Origin of the sequence: Streptomyces sp. NPDC001530, from assembly GCF_042894545.1 — a bacterium.
Lineage (GTDB): Bacteria > Actinomycetota > Actinomycetes > Streptomycetales > Streptomycetaceae > Streptomyces.
The window spans coordinates 348678-361502 of record NZ_JBIAVS010000003.1 but is presented as its reverse complement, the minus strand read 5'-3'; the positions used below and the strand labels follow the sequence as shown (position 1 = coordinate 361502).

General features: G+C 70.9%; 10 protein-coding genes and 1 pseudogene. 4 read left to right on the top strand and 7 right to left on the bottom strand.

What is annotated here, in order from left to right:
• The first annotated feature begins 12 nt into the window (after positions 1–12).
• From ACFY0T_RS07195 to ACFY0T_RS07185, 3 genes are all read left to right on the top strand, one after another.
• The gene (locus ACFY0T_RS07195) at positions 13–1506 is read left to right on the top strand and encodes a bifunctional phosphatase PAP2/diacylglycerol kinase family protein (protein WP_388865400.1); all 1494 of its coding nucleotides are present in this window, start codon (positions 13–15) and stop codon (positions 1504–1506) included.
• Positions 1507–1601: 95 nt separating this feature from the next.
• Positions 1602–2423 (top strand): class I SAM-dependent methyltransferase, encoded by an 822-nt coding sequence (locus ACFY0T_RS07190; RefSeq protein WP_388865398.1) that lies wholly within the window; start codon positions 1602–1604, stop codon positions 2421–2423.
• A 42-nt stretch (positions 2424–2465) separates the two neighbouring features.
• Positions 2466–2636, top strand: coding sequence for a hydrophobic protein (locus ACFY0T_RS07185; protein ID WP_388865396.1), 171 nt, complete (start codon positions 2466–2468; stop codon positions 2634–2636).
• Between the two features lie 248 nt (positions 2637–2884).
• Here ACFY0T_RS07185 and ACFY0T_RS07180 read toward each other — a convergent pair whose 3' ends face one another.
• On the bottom strand, positions 2885–4732 hold the full coding sequence (locus ACFY0T_RS07180) for a transketolase (protein WP_388865394.1): 1848 nt from the start codon (positions 4730–4732) through the stop codon (positions 2885–2887).
• 610 nt (positions 4733–5342) lie between these two features.
• Between ACFY0T_RS07180 and ACFY0T_RS07175 the strand changes: the two genes are divergently transcribed.
• Complete coding sequence (locus ACFY0T_RS07175) at positions 5343–5696, top strand: VOC family protein (RefSeq protein WP_388865392.1); 354 nt, start codon at positions 5343–5345, stop codon at positions 5694–5696.
• A 241-nt stretch (positions 5697–5937) separates the two neighbouring features.
• Here ACFY0T_RS07175 and ACFY0T_RS07170 read toward each other — a convergent pair whose 3' ends face one another.
• The 6 genes and pseudogenes from ACFY0T_RS07170 to ACFY0T_RS07145 form a co-directional block, all read right to left on the bottom strand.
• A complete protein-coding gene (locus tag ACFY0T_RS07170) occupies positions 5938–7917 on the bottom strand; it encodes a DUF5107 domain-containing protein (RefSeq protein ID WP_388865390.1) in 1980 nt (659 codons plus the stop codon).
• Between the two features lie 51 nt (positions 7918–7968).
• A pseudogene (locus tag ACFY0T_RS07165) lies at positions 7969–8929 on the bottom strand (arginase family protein).
• A 52-nt stretch (positions 8930–8981) separates the two neighbouring features.
• Complete coding sequence (locus ACFY0T_RS07160; protein ID WP_388865388.1) at positions 8982–9530, bottom strand: GNAT family N-acetyltransferase; 549 nt, start codon at positions 9528–9530, stop codon at positions 8982–8984.
• Between the two features lie 26 nt (positions 9531–9556).
• Positions 9557–9805 (bottom strand): DUF1049 domain-containing protein, encoded by a 249-nt coding sequence (locus ACFY0T_RS07155; protein WP_388865386.1) that lies wholly within the window; start codon positions 9803–9805, stop codon positions 9557–9559.
• Positions 9806–9881: 76 nt separating this feature from the next.
• On the bottom strand, positions 9882–11654 hold the full coding sequence (locus ACFY0T_RS07150) for a CocE/NonD family hydrolase (protein ID WP_388865384.1): 1773 nt from the start codon (positions 11652–11654) through the stop codon (positions 9882–9884).
• A 217-nt stretch (positions 11655–11871) separates the two neighbouring features.
• A complete protein-coding gene (locus ACFY0T_RS07145; RefSeq protein ID WP_388865382.1) occupies positions 11872–12807 on the bottom strand; it encodes an LD-carboxypeptidase in 936 nt (311 codons plus the stop codon).
• Positions 12808–12825: the final 18 nt, after the last annotated feature.

Sequence of the window (12825 nt, the reverse complement as noted above, 5' to 3'; positions counted from 1 at the left end):
ACCCGCGCCGGCATGACCCCAGATGTCGACCTCACCGTCCGCCCTCCGGGGCCTCACATACTCAGGGACAGGCTGCTCGCAGCGGACTGTCGCCTCTTCGAGGCGGTAGCGGCCCGGCACTGGCCGGGCTGCGACCGGCTGCTGCCGAGGCTGAGCCGCAGCGCGAACCACGGCACACTGTGGTTCGCCACGGCGACGGCACTCGCAGCGACCCGCACCCCAAGGGCCCGCCGAGCCGCCGCCCGAGGCCTCGCCTCCCTCACCCTCGCCTCCGCCACCATCAACACCCTCGGCAAACGCTCGATCCGCCGCCCCCGCCCCGTCCTGACCCCCGTCCCCCTGATCCGGCAGCTCAAGCGCCAGCCGATCACCACCTCGTTCCCGTCGGGTCACGCCGCATCCGCCGCTGCCTTTGCGACAGGCGTGGCTTTGGAGTCCCGCGGCTGGGGCGCGGCGATCGCACCGCTCGCCACCGCGGTCGCCCTCTCCCGCGTCTACACCGGCGTCCACTTCCCGAGCGACGTCCTCGCGGGCGCCGCCCTCGGCATGTGCGCCGCGTACGCCGTACGGGGCCTGGTCCCGACCCGCGACCAGCTCCCGACGCCCGGCCGCCCCCGCGCGGACGCACCCGCGCTCCCCGAGGGCGAGGGCCTGGTCATGGTGGCGAACACGGGCGCGGGCACCCCGGACCGGGTACGCGCCCTGCGCGACGCCCTGCCGCACGCGGAGATCGTGGAGTGCCAACCCTCCGACATCCAGGCCGAGTTGGAGAAGGCGGCGACCCGCGCCCGGGTCCTCGGCGTATGCGGCGGCGACGGCACCGTGAACGCCGCCGCCGAGGCTGCCCTGCGCCACGGCCTCCCCCTGGCCGTCCTCCCGGGCGGCACCCTCAACCACTTCGCCCAGGACCTCGGCGTGCAGGACGCCCGCGACCTGATCCGCGCCCTCCAGCAGGGTGACGCGGTACGCGTGGACGTGGGCCGGTTCTCGTCGGGCCTCACGGAGGGCATCTTCCTCAACACCTGCAGCCTGGGCGTCTATCCCGAACTGGTACGGGAACGGGAGCACTGGTCACCGCGGATCGGCGGCTGGCCGGCCGGAGTACTCGGCGCTCTGCGCGTCCTGCGCGCCGACCACCATCCCCTGCGCGCCGAACTGGGCGGCCGCACCCACCCGTTGTGGCTGCTGTTCGCCGGCAACGGCACCTACCACCGCCTGGGCCTCGCCCCCGCCCGCCGCTTCGACCTCTGGGACGGACAGCTGGACGTACGGGTCGTGCACGGCGGCCGCCACCCCGCCGTCCGCCTGCTGGCCGCTGCCCTGGCGGGTCCGCTGACCCGCTCCCCCGCCCACGCCGCCCTACGGGTACGCCGCCTGCGCCTGGACGGCGTCGCACCCGGCACCCCCCTCGCGTACGACGGTGAAGTCACGGAGGTGGAGGGCGAGGTGACGCTCTGGAAGATGCCCGAAGCGCTCACCGTCTACCGCATGGTTTCCGCCTTCTGACTCCACCCCCGGGTCGTCCATATGGCAAGACGCAGGTCTCATTATTCGACATGCGCGCGTACCGTGATGCGCAACCGACGAGAAGGGGAACCGTCATGTCGAAGTCGCAGGAGACCGCCGTCTACACCCACGGCCACCACGAGTCCGTGCTGCGTTCGCACACCTGGCGCACCGCCGCCAACTCGGCGGCGTACCTGCTCGACTCGCTGAAGCCCCACATGAAGATCCTGGACATCGGCTGCGGCCCGGGCACCATCACCGCCGACCTGGCGGCGCTGGTCCCCGACGGGCATGTCACGGGCGTCGACCACGCACCGGCGATCCTGGACCGGGCCCGGGCCGTGGCAACCGAACGCGGCCTGGGCAACGTCGAGTTCGCGGTCGCCGACATCCACGCGCTGGAGTACCCGGACGACACCTTCTGCGTGGTCCACGCCCACCAGGTACTGCAGCACGTCGGCGACCCGGTGCAGGCGCTGCGCGAGATGTACCGGGTGACCAAGCCGGGCGGGTTCATCGCGGTCCGCGATTCGGACTACTCGGCGATGACCTGGTACCCGCAGTCGCAGGGCATGGACGACTGGCTGGACCTGTACCTGCGGGTGGCCCGCGCCAACGGGGGCGAGCCCGACGCGGGCCGGCGTCTCAAATCTTGGGCGCTGGCCGCCGGCATCCGGGACATCACGGCCACGTCGAGCACCTGGACCTTCGCCACCGAGGACGAGCGCGAGTGGTGGAGCGGCCTGTGGGCGGACCGCACGCTGGCCTCGGCGTACGCGGAACGAGCCACGGAGGGTGGCCACGCGACCCCGGAGCAGCTGCGCGCCGTGTCGGACGCCTGGCGGGAGTGGGGACGGCGGGAGGACGGCTGGTTCTCCGTTCTGCACGGAGAGATTCTCTGCCGCAAGGAAGTCTAATCCGCCTGCTTCGGGAAACCCGGAAAGCAGGAGGTTCACACTATGGTTCCCATTCTGCTGGTACTGCTCCTGGCGCTGATTCTTTTCGGCGCGGGATTTGCAGTGAAGCTTCTCTGGTGGATAGCGTTGGTGGTTATCGTCCTGTGGCTTCTGGGATTCCTGATGCGCGGCACGAGCGCCACAGGCAGCAGGGGCCGCTGGTACAGGTGGTAGCCGTTACCCGGCCCGTTCCCCCGGAAGCACGGCCCGAGAAGTAAAAGACCCATTCCGAGAAGTAAAAGGCCCATGCGGCCCGAGGTCCAGATTATGGTCCTCGGGTCGCACGCTCGAGCTTGACGGATCCGGCTTGAAAGCCCGAGCCGCAAAAGGGGCACGAATTCCCGACGCTTTCCACTTTTCGGTCCGCGATCCCCTTGGTCCGTGACCCCTTTTCGTTCTGTCCAGGGCACGATGGTTTTCTGTCAGGGCACGATGGCTGTCTCCACCAGCAGCCGCGCCGCCGCCGCGATCGACTCGGCGTCGATGCCCGCGGCGTGCAGTTGCTCGGCGGGCTTCGCCGAGCCCGGCATCGTCCGCACGGCGAGGCGCACCAGGCGCGGCACCGGGCGACCGTCGACGAAGGCGTCGAGCACCGCGTCGCCGATGCCGCCCTCCTCGCGGTGGTCCTCGACGGTCAGGAGGCACCCCGTGTCCTCGGCGGCCTCGCGCAGAGTGCCATAGTCGACGGGCTTGACCGAGTAGAGGTCGATGACCCGCGCCCGGATGCCCTGCCGATCGAGAGACTCGGCGGCGGCCAGCGCCTCGTGGACGGTGACGCCCGCCGCGACGAGGGTCAGCCGGTCCTTGCCGGAGGCCCGCAGCACCTTGCTGCCCCCGACCGGGAACTCCTCGGTGGGGCTGTAGATGACGGGGGTGTCCCCGCGCGAGGTGCGCAGATAGCGGATGCCCTCCAGATCGGCCATGGCGGCGACGAGCTTCGCGGTCTGGTTGGCGTCGCACGGGTACAGCACGGTCGAGCCGTACACCGCACGGAACATCGCCAGGTCCTCCAAGCCCATCTGCGAGGGCCCGTCCTGGCCGATGGAGACACCCGCGTGCGAGCCGACGAGGTTGATGCCGGAGCCGCTGATCGCGGCCATGCGGACGAAATCGTAGGCACGGGTGAGGAAGGCGGCGAAGGTCGAGGCGTACGGCACCCAGCCACGCGCGGCCATGCCGACCGCGGCCGCGACCAGCTGCTGCTCGGCGATGTAGCACTCGAAGAAGCGGTCGGGGTGTTCCTTGGCGAAGAACTCGGCGCGCGTCGAGTCGCTCACCTCGCCGTCCAGGGCGACGATGTCCCCGCGGGCGGTGCCGAGCGCGGCGAGCGCCTGTCCGTAGGCGTCGCGGGTGGCGGTCTTGTCGCCGGTCTCGTAACGGGGCAGGTCGAGGTGGCCCGACCGTACGGCGTGCAACACCCGTGCGGCGGGCGGTGGTTGGACCTCCACGCGCCGGTCGTGCACGCCGCCGAGTTCCGCGATCGCCTCCTCGGCGTCCGGCAGCGGCTTGCCGTGCAGGCCTTCGCGGTCCTGGACCGACGCGACGCCCTTGCCCTTGAGGGTGCGGGCCAAGATCGCGGTCGGCTGTCCGCGGGTGGACTCGGCCTCGGCGTACGCGCGGTCGATGGCGTCGACGTCGTGCCCGTCGATCTCGACGGTGTGCCAGCCGAAGGCCTGGAACCGGCGGGCGTAGGCGTCCAGGTCGTGCCCGTGCCGGGTCGGCCCGCGCTGGCCGAGCCGATTGACGTCGACGATCGCGATGAGATTGTCGAGGTGCTCGTATCCGGCGTGCTCGGCGGCCTCCCAGACGGAGCCCTCGGCGAGCTCACTGTCGCCGCACAGGACCCAGACGCGGTATCCCGTACGGTCCAGCCGTTTCCCGGCCAGCGCGATGCCGACCCCGACGGGCAGCCCCTGTCCGAGCGACCCCGTGGCCGTCTCGACCCACGGCAGCCGCCGCGGCGTCGGATGCCCTTCGAGCCGGCTGCCCAGTTTGCGGAAGGTGAGCAGCTCGGCCTCGCTGATGGCCCCGGCCGCCTTGTACGCGGCATACAGCAGCGGTGAGGCGTGTCCCTTGGAGAGAACGAAGCGGTCGTTGCCAAGGTGCTGGGGGCGTTCGAAGTCGTAGCGAAGATGGTGGGCCAGCAGCACCGCCATCAGATCCGCGGCGGACATCGAGGACGTGGGGTGCCCGGAGCCCGCGGCGGCGGAGGCACGGACGCTGTCGACGCGCAACTGCTGGGCGAGATCGATGAGTTGACGGGTTTTCACGACGACTCTCCTTCCGAAGGACTCTCGGGCTCACAGGGCACGTCGGGCACCCTCGACCGCGGAGGCGACCGGTCCGAGCGGCCCGGGCACCCCGAGCGGTCCACCCCGCCGATAGTTACAGAAAGTAGGCTGCCGGACTCGAAGGGTGATGCCGGTCCTGTGTCTGGGCAGCCGCGACGGCCCGTGGGCCGTCCGGAACCCGGCGAAGCCGCCACCGAAGATCAGAATGCGGGGTCGACTCACGTTTCGCCTCCGGAGATGTCACTCGTACGGGGCTTTCCGCGTCCCCCTGGCCCAGGCACCCAAACGCGGGCGCGTCGGGCGTTTAGGGGCGCGCCCCGGGGTTACCCGCCCACTGACCCGCCCCGCGGGCCTCTCGGTTTCCGAAGCCTCTCGGTTTCCGAAGCCTCTCGGTCTCCGAAGCCTCTCGGTCTCCGAGGCCTCGCGGCTCCCGGTCGCCCGATCGCTCGGTCTCTCGACCTCTCGACCTCTCGATCTCTCGGCCCAGACGGTGACTCCTCTCCCGATCGTCTGGGCCGAGCCCATGCCGTCGAGACCCGTCCGTCCGAAACGATCTCCTCCCCCGCCGGACCCAACTAGGCTCCTGCGTATGGAGATTCTGGGAGCCACGCTGCGTATCTGCGTCGACGACCTGGAGGCCTCGGTCCCCTTCTACGAGAGACTGTCGGGCGGGCGCGCCCTCCGCTTCGAGCGTGGTGGTGTCTCGGTCGCCGCGGTCGGGTGCTTCCTGCTGATGAGCGGGCCCGAGGCCGAACTGGACGTCCTTCGCAAGGTCGCCGCCACCATTGCCGTCAAGGACGTCGACGAGGCCCATCGCGTCCTCAGCGACTCGGGTGCCCACATCCTGGCGGGGCCGGTCGCGACGCCGGTGGGCCGCAACCTGATCGCGATGCATCCGGACGGGGCGGTGTACGAGTACGTGGACCGCCGGGCTGCCGAGTAGTTTTTTTCGCCCCCTCCGCCCCTGCCCTTCCCGTACCTGGGGCTCCGCCCCAGACCCCGCTCCTCAAACGCCGGAGGGGCTGAATCTTTCGCAGGCCGGGGCTGAATATCTTTCAGCCCCGGCCTGCGATCTTTCAGCCCGTCCGGCGTTTGAGGACGAGCGCGTCAGTGCGATACGGGGGTCTGGGGGGCGGCAGCCCCCCAGGTACGGGACGGGTAGGGGCGGAGGGGGCGAACAACCCTCAGCGCTCAGCTTCCGGCGGCCGCATCCGGAACTCGTACCGCTCCGGCACGGGCTCCTCCGTCAACCGCCCCCACAGCTCCGACATCACCTCGGCCCCCTCCCGCAGATCCGCGACCTCGAACCCCGCATCGAAGACGTCCCGAGCCGCCCCCACCTCCCCCTCCGCCAACAGCAGCTGCGCCTCCAGCAGCCGGAACCGACCACGCTCGCGCGTAGCGGGCCGCAGCCGTTCCCACACCGCCCGCGCATCCGCCGCCCGCCGCACCGCGAGCAGGGCCCCGATGGCCTCCCGTCCCAGCGCCGCCGTCGCCGCGGTCCAGACCTCGCCGTCGTCCCGCCGCTCCCGGCACAGATCGTCGAACGCCTCGGCGTACCGGTCGGCGGCCCGCTCCCGGTTGCCCGCCTCCTGGTCGGCGACGGCAAGGCAGCGGAGCAACGGCCAGAGGGACGGGGCGAGTTCGAGTGCCCGTTCCCAACTCCTCACCGCCTGCGCCTGATCACCCGCGTGCCACTGGGCGACTCCGAGGTGGTACTCGGCGATCGGTACGGCGGGCGCCGTCTCCAGCATGTCCCGCCAGTGCGGTGCGACGAGCGTCTCGCCGGGCGGCCCGACCCGTCGCGGCTCGGGGAACGCACCGGACCGCAGCAGCTCCAGCCACGGCGCCTGCGCCTCACCGAGCGTGGACTCGTCGAAGGGCGTTCCCGGCAACTTGTAGGCGGCCCGCAGCACTTCGAGCGCGCCCCAGCCGGATCCGACGGCGAGCACCTCGCCGGGCTCGGCGTCGGCGTGCGGCAGCCAGGTGTCGTACGCGGCGTCGACGTCACCCCGGGGAAGGGAGGCCTCGAGCCGGTCCTCGACCGCCGCCCGCGCCGCCGTCCAGTCCGCCCCGTGGACCGCCTCCGCGTGCGCGGCCAACGGCCCGTACGCCTCCAGCCAGGACACCTCGCTCTCCGCGTCGAGCCGTACGTGTTCGAGTTGCGTGCGCGCGAGCCCGGCCTGGATCTCGCAGTATCCGCCGGTCCCCGGTTCGGTGAGCCATTCCTGCCAGCGCCGTCCGCCCGGGCCGGAGCCCCAGACGAACAGCTTGCGCCCGCGCAGCACGTCGGTGGAGGTCTGCACGAGCCCGTCGCCGGCGTCGTCGAGCGCGGCGATCCAGCGCCGCCGCCCGTCGGGCACCTCGTAGAAGTAGTCGGCAGGGAAGGCGCTGTTCAGCGGATAGGTCCGGTCGACCCCCTCGTACTCGGGTACCGGTACCCGCCGCAGCCGCCGCTCGTACCCGAAGTGCCAGGCCTCCTGGGCCGGCGCCAGTACCCTGCGCTCCTCGGGGACCGCGATGTTGGACCACCAGTACACCGGCGCGGGCTTCTCGTGCGGGTTGCGGATGCGTACGCCGACGTAGAGGAAGTCGGAGCCGTCCGGCAGCCACAGGTCGACCTGGAAGGGGAGGTCGCGCAGCCGCTCCCATTCCCACAGGCGGAGCATTTGGCCGCCGTCGGGGGCGGGAACGCGGGCAGCGTGGACGGGCGAGCAGGACAGGGTGGTGTGGCCCGTCGCGCCGATGTTCCACTCGATGCCGCCGGAGAACCAGGCGCCGTTGAGGGCGAAGCAGGCGGGCTGCAACACCGGGTTGCGGTAGAGGAGTTCACGCTGCGAGGGCTTGTGGACGAGGGAGACGACGCGGCCGCCGAAGCCGGGCAGCACGGTGGCCCGCAGCCGGTCGTTCTCGATCACGATCGTGTCGATCTCGCGCGGTGCCCGCTGTCTGTCGTATCCGTCCCGGATGCGCTCGGGCAAGACGCTGCGCAGCGGCTCGTAGCCGATCTGACGGGCCATGTCGCGCGGCAGGCCCTCCCGTTCCCGTTCGTCGATGCGGTGCATCTCGTCGAGGGGCCGTAGCGGTGGCAGCGGGTTGCTCGGACCCAACCCGGCGGCGGGAAGCGTCAGTACGTCACGTCGGATCGTCGTCACGACGACCATGGAACATGGTCATCGAGGAGCTGACCAGGGTCTCCGCTCGTCAGGATCCGGTCAGGATTCCGCAAAGGCGGCGACGACGAGGTCCGCGAGCAGTTCCCCCGCCGTGCCCTGCGGGTCCAGATGGGGGTCGTAGATGGTGACGTTGAGGCCGACGCACTGTGGGGAGCGCACCAATGGGCGCAGCACCGCGAGGAGTTCGTCAGGGAGCAGTCCGTCGGGGTCCGGGCTGTCCACGGCGGGCATCACGGAAGGGTCGAGGCAGTCCGCGTCCAGGTGCACCCAGAAGCCGTCCAGGTGCGGGAGTTCGAGGGTCTGCACGGTGGCCCGGGCGATCGCGTCCGCGCCCCACTCGCGCAACTCGCCCACGGTCACCGTCGGGATCTTCAGCGCGGCGAGCTCGTCCCGCTCGGTGTCGTAGTCGCGGATGCCGAAGAGCCGTACGTCCTCGTCCCGCAGATAGGGCTTCAGCCCTTCGAGGTTGGTGAGGTCGTCCTGCCCGCGTCCGGTCGCGAGGGCGAGTTCCTCGCCGCCGGCCGCGCCGATCCGGTCCGAGTTCCCGGGGTGCCGGAAGTCCGCGGACCCTCCCCCACTGCCTTAAGGGCGTGGGAGGTGCCCCCATCCGCGGCGAGCCCGTAACGGCCGATGCGGCGCAGCGCGAGCGAGGCGCCGAGCTGGATGGAGCAGTCGCCGCCCAGGACGACGGGCAGGTTACCGGCGCGGACATGGTGCTCGATGCGGTCGGCGAGTGTCCGGGTGTACGTAGCGATGGCGGCCGCGTTGAAGACCCCGTCGCCCTCCTGCCAGTCCCCGCGGTCGTAGCGCGGCGGCACGACGACCCCGCCCTCCAGAGCGCCGAGCCTCCCCCACTGCCTTAAAGGCGTGGGAGGTACCCCCACACGATCCGCTGCTCGCGCAGGGCACCGGCGAGCTTGTAGCAGCCGGGGACGGTGCCGGGTGCGGGTGGACGCAGGCCCAGGTTGGAGGGGGCGTCCAGCACGACGATGTTCCGCATGGCGGTCATCCTCACCCACGGGGAGGCCGACGCGATGGGCGTACGGCGTCGGTCAGCTGGAGCGGACCATCTCCGCGGTGATCGCCCACCGCTCGTGGTCCCGCCAGGCCCCGTCGATGTAGAGGAAGTCCGGCGAGAAGCCCTCCAGCCGGAAGCCGCACCGCCGGGCGAGGGCGATGGAGCCGGCGTTCCCCGGCTGCGCGTTGATTTCGAGCCGGTGCAGCCTCATCGGGCCGAAGGCGTACCGCACGACGAGCCCGAGCCCCTCGGCCATCAGCCCGCGCCCCGCGGCGTGCGCGAAGGCGCCGTACCCCAGCGCCCCGCACAGGAAGCCGCCCTCGACGATGTTGTTGATGTTGATGAAGCCGGCGATGCCCCCGCCGTCGCGCTCGCAGACGAGGAACCCGGCCTTCGTCGGGTCCTCGATGAGCCGCCCCGCGTACGCGGCATAGGCGCCGGCGCTGCGGGGCGGAAAGAGCCATGGCTGATGCAGATCCTTGCTCTCACGGGCCCGAGCGGTGAACTCCGCACCGTCTTCGAGGGTGAAGTGGCGTATGCCCACGCGAGGGCCTTCGGCGAGATAGTCGGCGTTCTCAGGCATCCCGTCACCCTACGCGAGCGCGGTGCTCAGCCTCTGCGCTTCATGGCGTACGCCCCGCACAGCCCGCCGATCACCGCGGTGCCGAGGAGTGCCATCCACAGCGGCATGGTCACTTCCGGAATGAACAGCCGGATCTTGGTACTGCGCGTGTTCTCGAAGACGAAGATCAGGGCGAGGAGGGCCAGCGCACTGACGCTGACCCTGCCGGGCGTCAGCAGCTGGCCGCGGCTCTTCCCACCGCTCGCGTCCGCGCTCTGGGAGGTCTTCGTGCTCATGCGCTCAGCATGAGCCGCGAGGTGACGGCACGCGCGGTGGGAGGTTCCTCCGGGTGACCCCGGGCGCCGAAGGCGCTCAGTCCCCGACGACCGGCAGTTCCAGCGTGCCCGTGTCCTCCGGCGCGCTGGTGACCGTCACCGGCTTCACCCCTCTGTTCCCGAAGTAGGCGTCGTCGCCGGCGGCGACGACGAACTGGAGCCGGTGCCCCGCCTCGTACCGGTGCACGATGCCCGGCAGCGAGACGGTGAAGCGCTTGGTCACGTCCGGCACCCGTACCGGCGCCACCAGCCGGTGCACCAGCGTCTTCGTGCCGTCTGGTGCCACGTCGTACAGCTTGGCGAAGAGGACCAGCTTGTCGGCGGCGTCGCCGGAGTTCTGCACGCGCTCGGTCTTCGGCGAGACGACCTTCAGCGTGACCCGGGGCGCGCCGACCACGTCGACCGTCCGGGTCAGGGGCTCGCTCGTCCAGCCGAGGTAGGTGCCCTCGGTGTCGTACGGCGCCGGGTCGGGCAGCCCGACGATCCCGGCGAGGGAGCTCTCGGAGTGGCTGGTGGGCACCAGCCAGTTGCGGTAGTCACGGCTGCCGCGCGCGACCTTCTTGCGGTTGTCGACGAGCTTGCCGTCGCCGGAGAGGTAGAGCTTTTGGCTGAGCGCGGGCACCCGTGAGGCCGTGGCGTAGGTGGTGTTCGGGTCGGCGATCCAGTCGCGGTAGTACGCGAAGGCGGGTCCCGTGTCGATGTCCTTGTGGTGCTGGAGATAGCGGTCGAACCAGGCGAGGATTCGCCTGCCGACGTAACTTGTCTCCAAGTTGCCCTGGCTCAGGTTGAGTTCACCGCTCGCCGGGTCGGTGAGTCCGCCGCTGTGTCCCCATGACTGCCAGATCATCTTCGTCGGGGTGCCCTGCGCCTTGAGGGTCTTGTACGTCGCTGTCGCCTCGTTGAGGTTGAAGAGGCTGTCGGCCTGTCCCTGGACGAGGAGGGTCGGCGCCTGGACATTGCGCAGATACGAGACGGGCGACACGCTGCGCGCATAGCTGAGCAGCGGTCCCGTCTTGGCTGCCGGGTAGCTCCCCGAGTTCAGGGTCCGCACCGTCTCGCAGGCGTCGGTCACGAAGTGCAGGCAGGTCAGGGAGTTGATCCGGGAGGGGTCGAGGTTCGGCACGGTCAGCGGCTGGCTCTCGCCGATCAGATAGAAGGCGTTGGCCCACTGCCATTTGAAGGCGCCGGGCACGTCACGGGCGCCGACCACGCTGTTGGGGTCCAGCGAGTACGCCAGGTCGTTCCAGGTGATCAGCGGCACGAGCGCGTCGACGCGGTGGTCCACGGCGGCCGTGGCCATCTGGACGGCGCCCCCGTAGGAGCCGCCGATCATACCGACGCGCGGGTCGCCCTTGCCGTCCCGGGTGACGTAGTCGGCTTTCGTACCGTCGTCGGCGGCCCGCGTGCCCGCCAGGAAGTCGACGAGCCTGGACGCGGCCACGCCGTCGATGCGCGGGTCGTCGAGGGAGATGAGACAGCCCGAATTGCCGAAGCCGAGCCCGGAGTAGACGAGCCCCACATAGCCGCGGGCCGCGAACGCCTTGCCGATCGCGTCCGTCGAACCGTCCGACTTGCTCCCACCGAAGCCGTTCGTGGCGAGCACGGCGGGCCCGGTGTGCTCGCGGTCCAGACCCGCGGGCCGGTACAGATCGGCGTCGATCGTGCAGGTGCGGCCACCGGCCTGGACCGTGAACTTCAGTGCGGTGACGGTGTATTGACCGGCGGCCGATGCGGCGGGCGCGGTGAACGCGAGCGGTGCCGTGAGCGCGGCACCGAGGACCAGGGCGAACGAGGCACGGGATCTGGGCACACGCGAGCGACGGGACACGTAGACCTCCACACTGAGGACAACCCGACTACCGACCGGTACTTACCGGCCGGTAGTCATGCTGTGACACGTGTCAGACAGGGTCAATCACCGTGCCGAGGGTTTCTTGACGGAGATTCAGTGAAGCCTGCGCGCTGCAAGCGGGCCGCCGAACGCGCGCATTGGCCGCGCACCCTCGGCCGGCAGCCGCCCGGCTCCGCTAGACGAGAGCGGGCTCGTCCAGCGTCAACGCCCCCGCCTCCGCGTCGAGTTCGGCCCCGAGTCCGAACGGAATCGTCAGCGCGTCCTCACAGTGTCCGAAGCCGAAGTGCTCGACGACGGGCACGCCGAGCCCGCCGAGCCGGTCGGCGAACACCGCGCGCAGCCCGTCGTACGGACCGCAGTCCACCCAGGAACCGAGCGCGATCCCGGCGACCGAGTCGAGCCAGCCGGACCGCAGAAGCTGGGTCAGGATCCGGTCCAGCCGGTATGCCTCCTCGCCGATGTCCTCGATGAGGAGCAGCCCTCCCCGGGCGGAGGCACGGGCGTGCGGTGTGCCCAGGTCGGCGGCGAGCAGGCTCACGCAGCCGCCGAGGGTGACGCCCCGGGCCTTCCCCGGCACGAGCGCGGTGCTCCCGCTCGACGCGATGGTCCGCACCGACTCGGGTTCGAAGAGCGTCGCCCGCAGATGCTCCTGCGCCCGCGTGTTCTTGAGGAAGTCGACGGCCGCCACCATCGGCCCGTGCAGGGTCGATAGCCCCACGCGGTTCGCGAACGCTTCATGCAGCGCCGTGATGTCACTGAACCCGAGAAACACCTTGGGTCCCGCTGCCCGTATCGCGTCCCAGTCGAGAAGATCGACCATGCGCTGCGCGCCGTACCCGCCGCGGGCGCACAGCACCGCGGCCACGTCCGGGTCGCACCAGGCGGCCTGGAAGTCGGCGGCCCGGTCCGCGTCCGTACCCGCCAGGTAATCGAACTCGGTGTGCCGGTCCAGGACATGGGGCGCCACCACCGGTTCCAGATCCCAACCGCGCAGGATGTCGAGACCGGCCTGGAGCCGCTCCTCGGGCACGGGCCCACTGGGCGCGACGACGGCGACGCGGGCCCCGGCGGCGAGTCGCGCGGGTCGGGTCAGGGGGGTCGGTGAGGTCACTCGCTGTGCTCCAGTTCC

What these genes read in the sequence shown, in the direction of transcription:
- ACFY0T_RS07175 (WP_388865392.1), top strand. Translation starts at nt 5,343, where the DNA reads ATGGAGATTCTGGGAGCCACGCTGCGTATCTGCGTCGACGACCTGGAG.
- ACFY0T_RS07170 (WP_388865390.1), bottom strand. Translation starts at nt 7,917, where the DNA reads ATGGTCGTCGTGACGACGATCCGACGTGACGTACTGACGCTTCCCGCC.
- ACFY0T_RS07160 (WP_388865388.1), bottom strand. Translation starts at nt 9,530, where the DNA reads ATGCCTGAGAACGCCGACTATCTCGCCGAAGGCCCTCGCGTGGGCATA.
- ACFY0T_RS07190 (WP_388865398.1), top strand. Translation starts at nt 1,602, where the DNA reads ATGTCGAAGTCGCAGGAGACCGCCGTCTACACCCACGGCCACCACGAG.
- ACFY0T_RS07155 (WP_388865386.1), bottom strand. Translation starts at nt 9,805, where the DNA reads ATGAGCACGAAGACCTCCCAGAGCGCGGACGCGAGCGGTGGGAAGAGC.
- ACFY0T_RS07185 (WP_388865396.1), top strand. Translation starts at nt 2,466, where the DNA reads ATGGTTCCCATTCTGCTGGTACTGCTCCTGGCGCTGATTCTTTTCGGC.
- ACFY0T_RS07195 (WP_388865400.1), top strand. Translation starts at nt 13, where the DNA reads ATGACCCCAGATGTCGACCTCACCGTCCGCCCTCCGGGGCCTCACATA.